General features: G+C 68.9%; 12 protein-coding genes. 10 read left to right on the top strand and 2 right to left on the bottom strand.

Features of this window, described 5'->3' with window-relative positions; translation table 11 throughout:
* Positions 1-46 precede the first annotated feature (46 nt).
* The 4 genes from D8S75_RS15970 (at position 47) to D8S75_RS15955 (ending at position 3,259) form a co-directional block, all read left to right on the top strand.
* Positions 47-400 (top strand): DUF2946 family protein, encoded by a 354-nt coding sequence (locus D8S75_RS15970; RefSeq protein ID WP_119967357.1) that lies wholly within the window; start codon positions 47-49, stop codon positions 398-400.
* A gap of 147 nt (positions 401-547) precedes the next feature.
* Positions 548-1,039, top strand: a complete 492-nt coding sequence (locus D8S75_RS15965) for a copper chaperone PCu(A)C (RefSeq protein WP_119967342.1) — start codon at positions 548-550, stop codon at positions 1,037-1,039.
* Between the two features lie 85 nt (positions 1,040-1,124).
* Positions 1,125-1,958 carry a PhaM family polyhydroxyalkanoate granule multifunctional regulatory protein gene (locus D8S75_RS15960; protein ID WP_198673227.1) on the top strand — a complete coding sequence of 278 codons (834 nt, stop codon included), beginning with the start codon at positions 1,125-1,127 and terminating at the stop codon, positions 1,956-1,958.
* A gap of 35 nt (positions 1,959-1,993) precedes the next feature.
* The gene (locus D8S75_RS15955) at positions 1,994-3,259 is read left to right on the top strand and encodes an FIST signal transduction protein (protein ID WP_119967341.1); all 1,266 of its coding nucleotides are present in this window, start codon (positions 1,994-1,996) and stop codon (positions 3,257-3,259) included.
* A 15-nt stretch (positions 3,260-3,274) separates the two neighbouring features.
* Here the strand turns inward: D8S75_RS15955 and D8S75_RS15950 are convergent, their stop codons facing one another.
* Positions 3,275-4,453: a rhodanese-like domain-containing protein gene (locus D8S75_RS15950; RefSeq protein WP_119967340.1), complete on the bottom strand. Its 1,179-nt coding sequence runs from the start codon at positions 4,451-4,453 to the stop codon at positions 3,275-3,277.
* 317 nt (positions 4,454-4,770) lie between these two features.
* Between D8S75_RS15950 and sorT the strand changes: the two genes are divergently transcribed.
* From sorT to D8S75_RS15920, 6 genes are all read left to right on the top strand, one after another.
* On the top strand, positions 4,771-5,973 hold the full coding sequence (gene sorT, locus D8S75_RS15945) for a SorT family sulfite dehydrogenase catalytic subunit (protein WP_119967339.1): 1,203 nt from the start codon (positions 4,771-4,773) through the stop codon (positions 5,971-5,973).
* A gap of 13 nt (positions 5,974-5,986) precedes the next feature.
* Positions 5,987-6,319 carry a SorU family sulfite dehydrogenase c-type cytochrome subunit gene (gene sorU / locus D8S75_RS15940; protein WP_119967338.1) on the top strand — a complete coding sequence of 111 codons (333 nt, stop codon included), beginning with the start codon at positions 5,987-5,989 and terminating at the stop codon, positions 6,317-6,319.
* A gap of 115 nt (positions 6,320-6,434) precedes the next feature.
* Entirely contained in the window at positions 6,435-8,519 is a 2,085-nt protein-coding gene (locus tag D8S75_RS15935) for a PAS domain S-box protein (protein ID WP_119967337.1), read from the top strand.
* Positions 8,520-8,523: 4 nt separating this feature from the next.
* Complete coding sequence (locus D8S75_RS15930) at positions 8,524-9,186, top strand: response regulator (protein WP_119967336.1); 663 nt, start codon at positions 8,524-8,526, stop codon at positions 9,184-9,186.
* A gap of 277 nt (positions 9,187-9,463) precedes the next feature.
* Complete coding sequence (locus D8S75_RS17885) at positions 9,464-11,467, top strand: methyl-accepting chemotaxis protein (RefSeq protein ID WP_119967335.1); 2,004 nt, start codon at positions 9,464-9,466, stop codon at positions 11,465-11,467.
* A 21-nt stretch (positions 11,468-11,488) separates the two neighbouring features.
* On the top strand, positions 11,489-15,919 hold the full coding sequence (locus tag D8S75_RS15920) for an EAL domain-containing protein (RefSeq protein ID WP_119967334.1): 4,431 nt from the start codon (positions 11,489-11,491) through the stop codon (positions 15,917-15,919).
* A gap of 18 nt (positions 15,920-15,937) precedes the next feature.
* Here D8S75_RS15920 and D8S75_RS15915 read toward each other — a convergent pair whose 3' ends face one another.
* The gene (locus tag D8S75_RS15915; protein WP_119967333.1) at positions 15,938-17,242 is read right to left on the bottom strand and encodes a D-amino acid dehydrogenase; all 1,305 of its coding nucleotides are present in this window, start codon (positions 17,240-17,242) and stop codon (positions 15,938-15,940) included.
* Positions 17,243-17,285: the final 43 nt, after the last annotated feature.

The following is a 17,285-nucleotide window of genomic DNA, read 5'->3' as shown; positions in this document are numbered from 1 at the left end:
GCGGCGTGGGTGGCCCATGGGCAGGGGCGGCTCCTACAATGGCCGCATGGACCCCTTGCGCCGCCTCCGCTGGCTCGCCTGCTGCATGCTGGCGTGGTTTGCGCTGTCGGCCGGCGCCGCGGTGGCTTCGCCTTTCGTGGTTTCTTCTTCGGCCGAGCGCATCTGCTCGGGTTCGGGCCAGGTGCGCTACATGGTGCAGGGCGACCTGGGTGCGTTGCCGTCCGGCGGCCATGCGCTCGATTGCCCCTTGTGCACCCCCTCCGCTGCTCCCCCGGCTGTTCTGCTGCCGGCCTTGGTTGCCCCGGGCCTGGTCGCGCGGGAGCCCGTGCCGCTGTCCGTGTCGGGCGCTTCCGGTGGCCCGGCCGCGCCGTTGCCGGCGCGCGGGCCTCCCGTGGCGTAAGCTATTGTTTTTATAGCTTCTGACGCTTTGTAGACGGGCGTCAGCACCGATTTTGACTTTGAATCCAGTGGTGTCCTGGCGCTTCGAGCGCAGGCAGGCACCCTGTGTTTCACCACGAGTTCCCCCCTTTTTTCACCGGAGAAAACCATGTTCCTGCCACGCATCACCACCCCCCTGCTGTTCGCCGCCGCCCTGCTGGCGGGCGCCGCCCACGCCCAGACCGCCCCCGTGGCCGCCGAGGGCGCCTGGGCGCGCGCCAGCGTGCAGGGCCAGAAAGCGACCGGCGCCTTCATGCGCCTGACCGCCAGCGAGGCCACGCGCCTGGTGCGCGCCGAGTCGCCCGCCGCTGGCGTGACCGAGGTGCACGAGATGAAGATGGAAGGCGATGTCATGAAGATGCGCGCCGTTCCCGGCCTGGACCTGCCCGCAGGCAAGGCCGTGGATCTCAAGCCCGGCGGCTACCACGTCATGCTGATGGACCTGAAGGCGCCCCTGGCCAAGGGCTCCACCGTGCCGCTGACCCTGGTGTTCAAGGATGCCAAGGGCGCCGAGAGCAAGCTGCAGCTGCAGGTGCCCGTGGCCGCGCAGGCCCCGATGGCGCATGGGGGCCATGGCGCCGGCATGCAGCACGGCCACTGAACCCGGGCGTCTCGCGCACCACGGCCGGCCGTGGTTGGAGTAAGCTGTCCGCATCCTTGTTGACACCCAACCCAGCGGAGCGGCCATGAGCGACACATCCCCCATCGGTTTCGGCAAATTCGTGCCCGGTTTCGACTTCCTGCAGAACTTGGCCAAGGGCGCCTCGGGCAGCATCCCGCAGCTACCTAACCTGTCGAACTGGGTGGCGCCCACCATCAGCGTGGAAGAGCTGGAAAAGCGCATCGAGGAGCTCAAGGCCGTGCAGTTCTGGCTGGAGCAGAACTCGCGCGCGCTGGCCGCCACCATCCAGGCCCTGGAAGTGCAGAAGATGACCCTGGCCACGCTCAAGGGCATGAACTTCAGCATGGGCGACGTGGCCAACGCCTTCAAGCTCAAGACGGCCGACACCGTGATGGAGGGGGTGCACAAGGCCGGCGAAACGCTGGCCAGTGCGGCCCAGGCCGTCTCCGGCGCCGCCAGCCGCGTGGCCGAGAAGGCCGCGCCGGAGCCGGCCGCCGAGCCTGCGCGCAAGACCACCGCCAAGGGCAAGGCCAAGGCCGCGAGCGCGCCCGCGAGCATCGTCGATCCCATGCAGTGGTGGGGCGCGCTGACGCAGCAGTTCCAGCAGATCGCCGCCACCGCCATGAAGGACGCGGCCAAGCAGACCGCGCTCGACACCACCCGGCACATGGCCACCGGTCTGGCCAAGGAGGCTTTCAAGACGGCCACTGGCATGGCCAGCCAAATGGCGGCCAAGGGCGTGCAGAGCGTGCAGGGCGCCGCGCGCCGCGCCGCGCCCAAGGCGGCCGCACCCCAGGCGCCCGCACCCCAGGCGCCCGCCAAGGCGCCGGCCCGCAAGGCTGCGGCCAAGAAGGCGGCACCCCGCAAGACGGCCACGCGCGCGGGCGCGGCGCGCTAGCCGGCGCGCGTCGGCCGCAGCAGGCGAGGCTGCCCATGAAACTCTGTCCCACCGGCCATGCCACCCATCCGCAGTGGCGCATGGCGGCCGCCCTGGCGCTGGCCCAGTTGCGCGCGCAGATGGCGCTGCCGGGCTACGCGCAGGCTCCCACGCTGGGCCTGCTCTACATCACGGACCACTATGCCGGCGAGGCCCAGGCCCTGCTCGACCATCTGAGCGCGGAACTGCCCGAGGTGACCGACTGGAGCGGCACCGTGGGCGTGGGGGTGTGCGCCAGCAATGCGGAGTATTTCGACGAGCCGGCGCTGGTGGTGATGCTGCTGGAGCTGCCTGGCGACCAGTACCGCGTGTTCTCCGGCGTGGCTCCGTTGCCGCGCTCGGGCAGCTCCGGCTTCGTGGCGCACACGGCGCTGGTGCATGCCGACGGCGGCACCCCCGATGTGGCGGGCCTGATCGCCGAGATGGCCGAGCGCACCACCAGCGGCTATGTGTTCGGCGGCCTGTCGGCCAGCCGGGGTGCCAGCGTGCAGTTCGCCGTGGGGGGCGATGGCAACCTGGCCGGGCAGGGCGCGGCCAGCGGCGTGTTCGGCGGCGGGCTTTCGGGCGTGGCCTTTGGTTCCGGCGTGGCGCTGCTGTCGCGCGTGACCCAGGGTTGCCAGCCCGTGGGGCCGACGCACCGTATCACGGCGGCCAAGGACAACGTGGTGCTGCAGCTCGACGGCGAGCCCGCGCTCGATGTGCTGCTGCACACGCTGGGCGTGACGCTGGAGGGGGTGCCGCAGCAGACCATCGACCGGGTGCGCGCGACGCTGGCCGGGCTCATGGACGCCGACGCCACGCCCGCCCGGGGGCGCACAGGCCATTTCGGTACCGATACGCGGGTGCGCCACATCATCGGCCTGGACGGTGCGCGCCACGGCGTGGCGCTGGCCGATATGGTGGAGCCCGGCATGCGTCTGGCGTTCTGCCAGCGCAACGTGGCGGCCGCCCGCGCGGACCTCGTGCGCATCTGCGCCGAGATCCGCGAGGAACTGGACGTGGAGCGGGAACCCCAGGCCGCCGGTGCCGGCGAGGACCTGGCGCCCGGCCCGCCCCCGCGGCCGCGCCACATCGTGGGCGCCCTCTACGTGAGCTGCTCCGGCCGCGGCGGGCCGCATTTCGGCGGGCCTGGCGCCGAACTGCAGATCGTGCGCCACGCGCTGGGCGATGTGCCGCTGGCCGGTTTCTTCGCCGGGGGCGAGATCGCCCACCGCCATCTGTATGGCTACACGGGCGTGCTGACGGTGTTCTGCTCCGACTGAGCGGCCGGCGGGTGGTCAGCCGCCCTCGGTGGGCAGGCCGTCGGCGTCCCATTCGGGCAGGCCGCCGCGCAACCAGTACACCGTCTTGTAGCCCTTGGCGGCGGCCACCTTGGCGGCCTTGTACGACTTCCAGCATTCGGCGCCGTTGCAGGCGAAGATCACAGGCTGGCCGGGCCCGGCCTGGGGCAGCTTGGCGAGCGCGCTGAAATCGTCCTGGCTGGCGTTGAATGCCACGTCCTTGAGGCTTTTCTCCACGTAGGCGGCCCAGAGCGCACCCTTGATGCGCTTGGCCTTGAACTCCTTCTCGGTGCGCGTGTCCACGATCACGGCGCCCTGGCCCTGCAGCTGCTGGGCTTCCTTGGCGGTGACGCGCCGCACGCCCGGCAGGCTCGACGGCGTGAACAGGCCCAGTTCGGCCACGCGCTGGTACTCCTTGGCTTCGGGGCGCAGGGCCACGGCGGCCAGGCCGGCCTGGAGGCTGGCGCTGCCGAACCACTGGGCCAGCCGGGCGCGCACCTCGGCGGGCAGGTCTTTCTTCACGACCACGGTGAAGCCCCCGGGCACGGGCTGGCTGGTGGCCAGCACATGGGCGCCGCCGGGATGGGCGGCCAGCCATTCGGCCCATTCATCGGCGCGCACCACGGTGGCGTCGGTCGAGCCCAGCGTGATGGCGGTGAGTCCGGCCTGCGGAAATTTCTCGTGCTGCACCGCCTTGAGGTCCTTGAACGACAAGCCCGCTTCGTTGAGCATGCCGCGCGCCATGTAGGTGTAGAGGGAGTCCTGTTGCGGCAGGTAGATCCGGCGCTCCTTCATGGCGCCAACGGCCGTCACCTGCGGCGTGCCGACCAGCAGGTACTGCTCGGATTTGTGCGTGGAGCCCACCAGCTCGTAGCCGCGCTGCAGTGCCGATGCCGCCACCTGCGCCGGGCCGATGAAGATGTCGTAGCCCGCGCTGCGCGTGGCCCGCATCACGTCGGCCAGATCGTCGCTCGTCGTGACCACGGCGTTCTGCGCGGCGGCCTTGGCCAGGCCGGATTCCATGGCGCTGCGCAGGATGGTGTGCGCGGCCTTGCGGGCGGTGGGCTCCACGGCCACGATGGCCGTGATCTCGGCCCGTGCCAGGGATACCGCGCCCAGCAGGCACAGGGCCGCCAGGGCGGTGCGGAAGGAAAAGAAGCCAGGGCTGGTGTTCATGGGCGTTCCAGGGCGTTGCGGTAGGCGGTCGGGGCGCGGCCCCGGTCCGCCGCCTGCGGGGCCGCAGGAGCGTTCGACAGGACAGGACCGTTGCAGAGAACTGCCGGCCGGGACCTCGATGCCTTTGAATATGCACCAGCCAGCCATGGACGCGACCGATGTTTCATTTGCTCTCGCAACTCTTACATTTTTTGACAGCCATCAATGTTTTGCTGAACTTTCAGGCGGTACAGAATGGCCTCGCTCTTCCCGCCGAGGCCGTAGCCGCCGCGCGCCGGGTTTCACCAGTCCTGTGCCCCTTACCTGAAGGAACGACCATGAAAAACGCCCTGTCCATGCCGCGCCGCCACATGCTTGCGGGAAGCGCCGCCGCCCTCGGAGCCCTGGGCATGGCCAGCTGGAGTGGCCTGGCGCGTGCCCAGGTGGCCGCCAAGCCCTTGCCGGCGTATGCGGGCTGGAAGGACCCCAAGGCCCTGATCGTGCACAGCAGCAGCACGCTGGAGACGCGCCGCTCGGCGTTCGGCACCAGCGTCATCACGCCCACCAGCCAGCTCTATGTGCGCAACAACCTGCCCGCGCCCGACGCTGCCATCCTCGACAACCGCGATGCCTGGACGGTCGCCATCGAAGGCGTGAAGAATCCGCGCGTGCTCACGCTGGCCGAGCTCAAGACCCTCGGTGTCGAGACCGTGGCCACGGTGCTGCAGTGTTCGGGCAACGGGCGCGGCTTCTTCCCGAGCAAGCCCAGCGGCACGCCCTGGAGCGTGGGCGCGGCCGGCTGCGCGCTCTGGAGCGGCGTGCCGGTGCGCCAGGTGGTGGCGGCGCTGGGCGGCGCGGCCGAGGGCATGGCCTACCTCACCGGCACCGGTGGCGAAAAGCTGCCCGAGGGCGTTGATCCGCTGAGCGTGCTGGTCGAGCGCTCGGTGCCCATCAAGGCGCTCGAAGACGCCGTGCTGGCCTGGGAACTCAATGGCGAGCCGATTCCGCTGGCGCACGGCGGTCCGGTGCGCCTCATCGTGCCGGGCTACCAGGGCGTGAACAACATCAAGTACGTCAAGCGCCTGGCGCTGACGCGCGAGCAGTCGGCGGCGCGCATCATGTCGCACGGCTACCGCATGTCGCCCCCCGGCACCAAGGCCAGCCCTGAGCAGCCCTCGGTCTGGGAGATGACGGTCAAGTCCTGGATCAACGGCCCGCTGTCCGAACAGGGGCCCGTGAAGGCCGGCCTGGTCCAGGTCCACGGCGTGGCCTTCGGCGGCACGCGCGCGGTGCAGGGTGTGGAGGTCTCCGCGGATGGCGGCAAGACCTGGCAGAAGGCCCAGCTCGTCGGGCCGGACCTCGGGCGCTTTGCCTGGCGCCAGTTCGTCCTGCCCGTGCAACTGGCGGCGGGCACCCATGTGCTGGCCAGCCGCGCCACCGACGCGGCGGGCAATGTGCAACCGGCCGAGCGCGAGGAAAACCTGGGTGGCTACAACAACACGAGCTGGCGCGACCACGCTGTCACCGTCACGGTGGCTTGAGGTGGCGCGCGCGATGCCGCCCGCGTTGCCGGGCCTGCTGCTGGCGGCCTGCGGCGCAGCCCAGGCCGCCGGGCCGGCCGAGCTGGAGCGCGGCCGGGTGCTGTTCGGAACCGTGCAGCCCGCCTGCGCCGTGTGCCATACCCTGGCGGCGGCCGGCTCCGAGGGGCAGATCGGTCCGGTGCTGGACGATCTCAAGCCCGATGCCGCGCGTGTCCTGCGCGCCTTGCGTTCGGGTATCGGTGTCATGCCGTCCTTTGCCGACCGGCTGAGCGAGCAGGACCTGCGCGCGCTGGCCAGCTTCGTCGCGCACGCCACGGGCGGCGCCCCCCTGCCTGCCGAGCGCTGACACCCGGCGCACGCCCGGCCGTGGGGGTTGCCATGCGGGCATACTCCTACCCCTTGTCTGGGCAACCGAATGGGAGTGGGTGCTGGTGCGGAGTTTCTACCGTCTGTCGGTGCGTATGCAGCTCATGCTGCTGTTGGTGGCCGTGCTGCTGCCCGTGCTGGGGGTCCTGCTCTACCATCTGGAAAATGGCCGCCAGGCCGCGCGCCACTTCGCCGCCGAGCGGGTGCGCATCATGGCCCATGCCACGGCCAGCAGCCTGGGCAACCTGCTGCGCGACCATGCGGCGGTGCTCGGGCGGATCGCCCAGAGACCCATGGTCATGGCGCTCGACGCGCAGTCCTGCGATCCCATCATCGGCGAGTTCGTCAAGCTGTATCCCGAGTTCACCAACCTTGTCGTGCAGGACCTCGCGGGTGACAACGACTGTTCTTTCCTGGACAAGAAGATCACGCGTGAGCAGTTGCGGGCGATTCCCGGCTTCCACGAAGCGGTGGGCAGCCATGGCATGACCGTGGGCGATGGCACTCTCGGCCCGCTGTCGGGGCGCTGGATCTCGGTGTTGTTCCATCCGGTCAAGGATGCCGGTGGCCGCGCCACCGGGCTGATCAGTCTGCCGATGGATCTGGTGCAACTGGGCGAGCGCCTGCTGGGGGGGCTGCCCCAGGGTGCGCTGGTGGTGGTGTACGACCGCAGCGGCCGCATCCTGCTGCGCTCCCGCGACAGCCAGGACTGGATCGGCAGGCCCGTGCCCGCCGAGTGGTTCCCTCTCGCTTCGGCGCGTTCGGTCGAGGGTGCCGTGGCCACCAGCGCCGATGGCGTGCAGCGCTTGTTTGCCTTCGCACCGGTGGAGCAGGCGGGTTGGACGGTGGTGGCCGGCGTGCCCACGGCGGATGTGTTCGCAGACGCCAATGCCGCTTTCACGGCAGGCAGCCTGCTGGCGCTGCTGATCCTTGCGCTGGCGCTGGCGCTGGCCTTGCGCATCGGCCGGGGGATCGTGCGGCCCATCGAAGCCCTGAGCCGGGCCGCCGCCGATGTGGCCGCGGGCCAGACCGCCACCCGCGTGCAGATGGCCTCGGGCCCCCGGGAGCTGTGGGCCGTGGCGCAGCAGTTCAACGGCATGCTCGATGCGCGCGATCGCGCGCAGGCGGGGTTGCGTGAGAGCGAGGCACGCTTCCGTACCCTGGCCGACCTGTCCTCGGACTGGTACTGGGAGCAGGATGCCGACTACCGCTTCGTGCGTTTCGATGGCCGGGTGCTGGATGGCACGGGCATTCCAGGCGAGGACTACGTGGGCAAGACGCGTTGGGAACTGCCCGCGCTCAACCTGACGCCGGCCGACTGGGACCGCCACCGCGCCATTCTGGAGGCGCGCCAGCCCTTCCGTGATTTCGAGATCCTGCGCCTGGGGCCCGATGGCAAGGAGCGCTGGGGGGCGGTCAGCGGGACCCCCATCCTGGATGTCCAGGGACGTTTCTGCGGCTACCGTGGCGTGGGGACCGACATCACCGAACGCAAGCGCCTGGAACAGGAGCGGCTGCGGCTGTCGCTGCATATCGAGGAGCTGTCGCGGCGCATGGTGCAGTCGCAGGAGGAAATCCGGCGCCGCTTCTCGCGCGAGCTGCACGACCGCACCAGCCCCAACCTGGCGGCGTTGCGCATCAACCTGGACATCATCACGAAAGCCACGCCGGCCGAGCGCTCCACGGCGGAGTTCGCGGGACGCGTCGAGGACACGCAGGCGCTGATCGAGGACACCACGATCAGCGTGCGGGAAATCTGCGCCGAACTGCACCCGCCAGCGATCGACTGCGGCGGCTTGTTGGGCGTGGTGCAGAGCTACGCGCAGCAGTTCGCCCGGCGCACCGGTCTGCAGGTGAACGTGGAGTGTCCGCACGGCGAGGTGCGCCTGGCGCACGATCTGGAACTGGCGCTGTTCCGCATCGTCCAGGAGGCGTTGACCAACAGCGCCAAGCATGCCCAGGCGCGCACCGTGACGGTGTTGCTGCAGTTCGATGCCAGCCCGCTGCTGGTGATCGTCTCCGACGATGGCGTGGGTTTCGACGTGGAGCAGGCCATGAAGTCGCGGCACACGGCGGGCCTGGGGCTGATCAACATGCGCGAGACGGCCGAATTCGCGGGCGGGCGCTTCACCCTGCAGTCCGTGCCCGGCCACGGCACGCGGATCTGTGTTGAAATTTGACCCCATGCACAGTGCTTCCACCCCCAAGGTACGCGTTCTCCTGGCCGACGACCACCAGATGTTCCGGGAGGCGTTGTGCCATCTGCTGCATTCGCAGCCCGACATGGAAGTGGTGGGGCAGGCGGGTGACGGCACGCAGGTGATGGACCTGGCGCGCGATACCGCCCCGCAGATTGTCTGCATGGACATCAGCATGCCGGGCATGGACGGCACGGAAATCACGCGCAGGCTCCGGGCCGTGCTGCCACAGGTGAAGGTGGTGGCGCTGTCGGCCTATTCCGACCAGCAGTATGTGCTGGACATGCTCAATGCGGGAGCCAGTGGCTACGTGACCAAGGCCGAGGCCAGCGAGGAGTTGCTGCGCGCCATCCGTACCGTGCTGCGGGGGCGGACCTATCTGTGTCCCGACGTGGCGGGCGTGGTCACGGGCGCGCTGGTCGGGCAGGGTGGCCTGGCCAAGCCGACAGCGGTGCTGGGCGCGCGCGAGCGCCAGGTGCTCAAGCTCGTGGCCGAGGGCTGCACCTCGGGCCAGATCGCCGAGATGCTCAGCATCGCGCCGTCGACCGTGGAGGTGCATCGGCGCAACATCATGCGCAAGCTGGGCCGGCACAGCGTGGCGGCGCTCACGCGCTATGTGGTGAACAACGAACGCGGCGAGCGCCATTGAGTCCCGGCCGCTTCCGTGCCGTCGCGGCAGGGCTTGCAGAACCCTGTCGGGCGGGCTACCGGTTTACAGGTATTCCTGATACCAATTTTTAGGCGTTGTGGTAAGAGGAGTTCTTATTTATAGTAACAATTGGTTTTGGCATGAAGGGTGGGCCCACAGCACAGCGCAACCTTGACGGGTTGCAGAGTGCCATACCAATCTCCGGGTGATCCTCCCCTGGTGCCTTGTTCGGTGCTTCGGCCAACCGGTGTTGTTATCCTTAACCCCGATACATCCCATGTCTTTACTGCACCGCCTGAGCCTGGCTCAGAAATTCCTCATCCAAGGCTTCGTGGCCTTCGTGATGGTGGCGATCCCCACGGGGTTGTACATGCGCTACGCGCTCGACGACGTCGCCCAGGCCAAGCGCCAGGTCGAAGGCGGCAAGGTGCTCGGCGCGATCAATCGCGTCATCCAGTTCACCCAGACGCACCGTGGCTTGTCGGCCAGTGCGCTCAGCGGCAATGAGAAGCTGGCGCAGCGCCGCCCAGGCATCGCACAGACGCTGGCCCAGGCCGTGGAAAAGGTCGACCAGGGACTGAAGGACGCCAAGGCGCCGCAGCAGGTGTCCGCGCTCTGGGCTGAGCGCCGCCAGGAATGGGTGGCCTTGGAGCAAGGGGTGGCCGGCAAGCAGATCCAGGCCGCCGAGAGCACGCGCCGCCACACCGAACTGATCTCACGCCAGTTCCTGGTGGGCGAGGCCGTGATGGACGGGTTCGGCCTGTCGCTCGACTCTCGCCTCGATACCCACATGCTCACGCAGGCGACGCTGGTCAAGGCCATGGTGCTGACCGAGTACATGGGCCAGATGCGCGCGCGCGGCGCCGCTTTCCTGACCCAGGGCGCCCTTCCGCCCGAGGGCCGCGCCGCGATGCAGGGCCTGCACCGGCAGGCTCTGCAGGCGCAGGCCGACTTCTTCCGCAACCTGGCCAAGGCCACGGATGCCAGCCCGGCCATGCGCCAGGCGCTGCAGGACGCGTCGCAGAAGCAGCGCGAGCAGATCGACCGCACGCTGAAGATGGCCGAGGACGGGCTCATCAATGCCCAGGAATTCAAGCTCACGGCCGAGGCGTACTTCGACGATTTCACGCGCACGATCGACGGCATTTACGCCTTCAACAGCCAGGCGACCGAGGTGCTGGAGCGCTCCCTCCAGGACCGGGTCGTGCAGGCGCAGTGGCTGGCCTATGGCACGCTGGGCCTGCTGATGCTGTTCGTGGTGGGCGCCTGCGGAATGGTCTTCGTGTTCGTTCGCAGCATCACCGTGCCCATGCGCGAGGCCGTGGAAATGGCCCACCATGTGGCGGCCGGGGACCTCACGACCGAGATGCATGTCTACGGCACCAACGAGATCGGCATGCTGATCAAGTCGCTGATCGAAATGCAGCAGAAGCTGGGCGCGGTGGTGAACCATGTGCGCCAGGGCTCGCACGCCGTGGCCACGGCCAGTATCCAGATCGCCCAGGGCAACCATGACCTGGCTTCGCGCACCGAAAGCCAGGCCAGCGCCCTGGAGCAGACGGCGGCCTCCATGGAGGAACTCAACTCCACGGTCCAACAGAACGCCGAGAATGCCCGCCAGGCCAACAGCCTCGCCATGAGCGCCAGCACGGTGGCCGTCAAGGGCGGCACCGTCGTGTCGCAGGTCGTCGAGACCATGAAGGGCATCAACGACAGCTCGCGCAAGATCGCCGACATCATCGGCGTGATCGACTCCATCGCCTTCCAGACCAACATCCTGGCGCTCAACGCCGCCGTGGAAGCGGCCCGCGCGGGCGAGCAGGGCCGGGGTTTCGCCGTGGTGGCCAGCGAGGTGCGCAGCCTGGCCAGCCGCTCGGCCGAGGCCGCCAAGGAAATCAAGGACCTGATCAACGCCAGTGTGCAGCGCGTCGAGCAGGGCACGGCGCAGGTGGACGAGGCCGGCAACACCATGACCGAGGTGGTCGAGGCCATCCGGCGCGTGACCGACCTCATGAGCCAGATCAGCGCGGCCAGCAGCGAGCAGAGCCTGGGCGTGGCCCAGGTGGGCGAGGCCGTCACCCACATGGACCAGGTCACGCAGCAAAATGCCGCGCTGGTCGAGGAAATGGCCGCCGCCGCCGACAGCCTGAAGCTGCAGGCCCAGGACCTGGTGGCCGGGGTGGATGTGTTCAAGCTCGGCCGCATGGAGGCCGCCACCAGCGCCTTGCCGACCACGGCGCCGCCCCTGTCCTTGTCGGCCGATGGCTCGCAGGCCAGGTAACCGTTGAGCCAGCGCCTGTCCATGAACATACGCAACGCGGGCACGGCAGCGACGAAACAGTTCGTCCTGCTGCTGACCGCCCTGGCCCTGCTGCTGCCCTTGACCGGCTGGATGGTGGTCAAGATCCAGGGCCCCAAGACCGAGGACGAGGCCTACGCCAACCTCGCGGCCATCGCGCGGCTCAAGACCGACCAGATCGAAAGCTGGCTGGGTGAGCGGCAGAAGAACGCGGAGGTGCTGGCCGCCGATGCGGTGTTCGCACAGCATGTGGTGCAGCTGATCGCCGATCCGGCGCACAGCGCCGCGCAGCAGGCGGCCGTGCTGCAGCGGTTTGCCTTGCTGCGCACGGCCTTCGACTATGAAACCATCGATCTGGTGGGCCTGGATGGCCAGGTTTGGGCATCCATCGAGGGGCAGATGGGGGTCGTCGCGCAGCATGAAGCCCTGGTGTCCCGGCTGCAGCAGGGGGGACAGGCCGTGCGCCTGGACCTGTTCGCCAACGCCCAGGGCAAGGCGCAACTGCGCTGGCTGCTGCCGGTGCACGATGTCAGCGGGCCGGAGCGCCGGCTCGTGGGCATGGTGCTCATGGGCATCTCGCCGGACCGCTTCCTGTTTCCCGTGATCCAGACCTGGCCCACCTCCAGCCCCAGCGGTGAAACCCTGCTGGTCAACCGGGAGGACGACCAGGCGGTGTTCATGAACGAACTGCGCCACCGCAGCGGCACCGCCATGAAACTGCGCCTGCCGATGTCCAGCGAAAAGCTGCCGGCGGCGATCGCGTTGCGCGCGAGCGAACCGGGGCTGGTGCAGGGCCGGGACCACCGCGACGTGCCGGTGCTGGCCGCCTACCGCCCCGTGGCCGGCACCGATTGGCGCGTGGTGGCCAAGATCGACCGGGCCGAGGTGCTGGAATCGGTGCATGTGCTGGCCTGGTGGGTCACGGCGGTCACGACCCTGGCCATCATCGCGCTGGCCGTGGTGCTGAGCCTGTTCTGGCGCCAGGTGCGGCGGGCCCAGCAGCTGGAGACGCTGGCGCAGCAGGCGCGCTCGGACCAGCTCATGGAGCGCTTCTATTCGCTGCCGTTCATCGGCATCGCCACGGCCGACCTGAGCCGGCCGGGCTGGGGGCGGTTCAACACCCATTTCTGCCGCATCGTCGGCTATTCCGCCGAGCAACTGGAGCAGCTGGGCTGGGCGGATCTGGTCGACCCGGTCGATCTGGCGCAGGACCTGCAGGGCGTCGATCGCCTCATGCGTGGCGAGATCGATGCCTACACCGTGGACCGGCGCATCCGGCGCGGCGACGGCGCCGAGGCCTTCGTGAACCTGCAATTGCGCACGCTGGACGGCGATGGAGGTGAGGGCCGCTGCATCGTCATGCTCCAGGACATCACGCAGCGCCGTCTGGCGGAGATCAAGATCAAGCGCCAGTCCCAGCTGTATGCGGCGCTGAGCGCCTGCAACCAGGCCATCGTCCAGTGCAATACCCAGGAGGCGCTGTTCTCGCGCATCTGCGAGACGGCGGTCACCCTCGGTGGCATGCTCGCGGCCTGGATCGGCACCCGGGACGCGGCTGGCGGCGTGGCCGTGGCGGCCTCCTTTGGCACGGGGGTGATCCACAGTGCCCAGATGCCGGGCATGGGCAGCGCCTGCACGGCCATCCGCGAAGACCGGCCGGTCTGGATCCACGACATTCCGAATGCCGCGCCCACGGTGGCCATCCCCCTGCACCGCAACGGCGAGGTGACGGGTGTTTTCGTGCTCGTGGCGGGCGAAGCCGGCACCTTCGACCAGGATGCACGGGCCTTGCTGTCCGAAATGGCCTCGGACGTGGATTTCGCGCTGGGCTACTTCGAGCACGAGGCTCTGCGCAAGCGTACCGAGGAACTGCTGCGCCATTCCCAGCTGCAGCTGGAACTGGCCCTCAAGGGATCGACCGACGCCCCCTGGGATTGGGACCTGGTGGAGCAGCGCCTCGAATACTCCCCGCAGGGCTGGCACATGCTGGGCTACGGCGTCGAGGACATGCCTCGCGGCGCCGTGCAGTGGGAGTCCCGCATCCACCCGCAGGACCTGGCCCGGGTTCGGCAGATCTACGAACGGGTGCTGCATTCCGATGACAACGTGGTGGTGCAGGAGCTGCGCCTGCGCCACAAGGAAGGGTATTACGTGCCCGTGCTCTCGCGTGGTTTCGTCTCGCGCAACAGCGCGGGGCGCGCGGTGCGCGTGACGGGCACCATCATGGACCTGACCGCGCAGCAGCAGGCGCAGCAGCGGGAGGCGCTGCGATCGTTCGCCCTGGAGCTGATCGCCAGCGATCTCGACATCGACCAGATCCTGCAGCGCCTGGTGACCAAACTCGAAGACCTGCTGCCGTTCGACCGGGGTGTTGTCTGGCTGATTGATCCGCAGACGGGACAGATCGTGCCACGCGTGGCCAATGCCATGGTGGGCCTGCTCGACGATGCGCGCGAGGTGCTGCCGGTCGACATCGGCGACGGACCCTGGGGCCTGATCGAATTCAGCGCGCCCGCCGAGGACGCGCCCGAGCTCGCCAACAGCCACCTGCGCTCGGTGCTGTTCTCGATGGCGCGGCAGACCGGCCTGACGACCTGCTGGACCCTGCCCATCCTGTCGGACACGCGCCAGCTCCTGGGGGTGCTCGACGTGCACCGCCGGCGCAAGGACGAGGTCGGCGCCCACGAGATCGCTCTGCTGGAAATGCTCTGCCGCTACATGGGCAGCGCCATCCGGCGTAAGGAGGCCGAGGCCCAGGAGCGTTTGGCGGCCGAGGTGTTCTCGCACAGCAACGACGGCATCATGGTGACCGATGCCAACCACAAGATCCTGCTGGTGAACCCCGCCTTCACCACGATCACGGGCTATACGCCCGAGGAAGTGCGCGGCCGCAACCCCCGCATCCTGGCCTCGGGCCGGCACGATGCCTCGTTCTACGCCGCCATGTGGCGCCGCATCCATTCCGACAATCTCTGGCAGGGCGAGGTCTGGAACCAGCGCAAGAACGGCGAGATCTACCCCCAGTGGCTCACCATCAGCCGCGTCAGCAATGCCGAGGGCGAGGCCACGCATTTCATCGCCATCTTCTCCGACGTGAGCCAGCGCAAGGCGGACGAGCAGCGCATCCGCTGGATGGCGCACTTCGACCTGCTGACCGGCCTGCCCAACCGCGCCCTGCTGAGCGACCGCTTCGCGCACGACGTCAGCATGGCGCAGCGCAACGACGAATCGCTGGCGCTGATGTTCCTGGACCTCGACCATTTCAAGAACATCAACGATTCGCTGGGCCATGGTATTGGCGACGAGCTGTTGATCGCCGTGGCGCGGCGCATGCGCCAGCAGGTGCGCGAGCAGGACACCGTGGCGCGCATGGGCGGCGATGAGTTCGTGCTCGTTCTGCCCGGCACGGACGCCGACGGCGCGGCGCACCTGGCGCGCAAGCTGCTGGATTCCATCGCGGCGCCGATCCAGATCCGCGAGCACGAGCTGATGGTCACGCCCTCGCTGGGCATCGCCATCTATCCCGACGACGGGCTCGACCTCGAATCGCTGTCGCAGCACGCCGACGTGGCGATGTACCGCGCCAAGCAGGATGGCCGCAATGCCTACCGCTTCTATTCCCCCGACATGCAGGCGCATTCCGCGCGCACCCTGCTGCTCGAAGGCGCGCTGCGCCGGGCCCTGGAGCGCGACCAGCTCGCGCTGCATTACCAGCCCCAGCGCAGCCTCAAGACGGGGCGCACCGTCGGCGTCGAGGCGTTGCTGCGCTGGGAGCACCCCGAACTGGGCCGGATCTCGCCGTCCGAGTTCATTCCCATCGCGGAAAAGAGCGGCCTGATCCTGCCCATCGGCGAATGGGTGCTGCGCACCGCCGTGCAGCAGCTCGCCCAGTGGATCGCCGCGGGCTTGCCACCGGTCACCATGGCCGTGAACATCTCGGCGGTGCAGTTCCGGCACCCCAACCTGCCGGGCCTGGTGACCCAGATCCTGGACGAGGCCGACGTGCCGCCCGAATGCCTGGAGCTGGAGCTGACCGAGGGCGTGGCCAGCAACGATCCCGATCGCGCCATCGCCATCATGGCCGACCTGCATGCGCGCGGCGTGCGCATGTCGATCGACGATTTCGGCACCGGCTACTCGTCGCTCAGCTACCTCAAGCGCTTCCAGGTCTACAAGCTCAAGATCGACAAATCCTTCGTGCACGACATCGTCGTGGCCGAGGACAAGGCCATCATCGGCGCCATCATCGGCATGGCGGCCCGCCTGGGCCTCAAGACCATCGCCGAGGGCGTCGAAACCGAGGAGCAGAAGGAATTTCTGCGCGCGCAGGGCTGCGACGAGATACAGGGCTACCTGTACAGCCGCCCCCTCACCGGGCCGGACTGCGAGCGCTTCATGCGTGCGCAGCTCGGCCAGGCCGCGCAGACGCTGTGAGCGTGGCCTGGCCCAGCCTCAGGTCGCGGGCAGCAGCCGGGGCTGGGGCTGTTGCGGCATGCCGGTGAAGGCGAAGTCCACTTCCGGCACGCGGCCGCTCACGATGTCGGCCAGTGCCTTGCCCGAACCGCAGGAGTGCGTCCAGCCCAGCGTGCCATGCCCGGTGTTGAGGAACAGGTTGGGCAGCTTCGTGCGGCCGATCAGTGGCACGTTGCTGGGCGTGGCAGGTCGCAGGCCGGTCCAGAACTCGGCCTGGGTTGTGTCACCCGCGCCGGGGAAGAGCTGCTCCACGCGGCGCACGATGGCCTCGCAGCGCGCGGGGTTCAGGTTGCGGTCGTAGCCGTTCAGCTCGGCCGTGCCGGCAATGCGCAGGCGGTCGCCACTGGCCGAGGTGTAGCGCGAGAACACCAGCTTGAATTCGTCGTCGGTCAGGCTCACCTGGTGCGCCAGACGGGCGTCCTTCACCGGCATGGTGACCGAATAGCCCTTGGCCGGGTAGATGGGCAGGCGAATGCCCAGCGGCTGGGCCAGCAGCGGGCTGAACGAGCCCATGGCCAGCACGTAGGCGTCGCCGCGCACGCGCTCGAAGCGGCCTTCGGCGTTGGTCAGCTCCACATGGTCGATCCCGCCGCCCGCCGTGCGCAGCGCCGTGACGTGCGCGCCCATCTGGAAGCGCACGCCGGCCTGCTCGCAGAGCCGGGCCAGCTCGCGCACGAACAGATTGGCATCGCCCGATTCGTCCTCGGCCGTGTAGGTGGCGCCCGCCAGTTGCGGGCGGATGTGGGCCAGCGCGGGCTCGATGCGCACCGCCTCGTCGGCGCTGATGACCTGGCGCTCGCAGCCGAGCTGGCGCATCTGCTCGGCTGGGGCCAGGGCGCCGTCGAATTCCTTGGGGTCGGTGTAGAAGTGCAGGATGCCCTGCGTGCGCTGGTCGTACTGGATGCCCGTGTCGCGGCGCAGTTGCTGCAGCGCGCCGCGGCTGTAGGTGCCCAGGCTCACGATCTGCTCGATGTTGTGGCGCGTGCGCGCGGGCGTGCAGTTGCGCAGGAATTGCAGGCCCCAGAGCCACTGGCGCATGTCGGCGCGCAGGCGGAACAGCAGGGGCGCGTCTTCCTGGCCCAGCCACTGCAGCACCTTGAGCGGAGCGCTGGGGTTGGCCCAGGGCTCGGCGTGGCTGACCGAGATCTGGCCGCCGTTGGCGAAACTGGTTTCCGCGCCGGGCGTGGCCTGGCGGTCGATGACGGTCACTTCGTGGCCGATTTGCTGCAGGTAGTAGGCCGAGGTGACGCCGAGCAAGCCGGCGCCGAGAACGATCACGCGCATGATTTAGAGCCTTTTAGGGTTCTAGCGCTTGGTGGGCGTGCGT

It is taken from the genome of Simplicispira lacusdiani (genome assembly GCF_003604195.1).
Lineage (GTDB): Bacteria > Pseudomonadota > Gammaproteobacteria > Burkholderiales > Burkholderiaceae_C > Simplicispira > Simplicispira lacusdiani.
The sequence above is the reverse complement of the archived record's forward strand: the minus strand, read 5'-3'. Positions and strand labels throughout refer to the sequence as shown.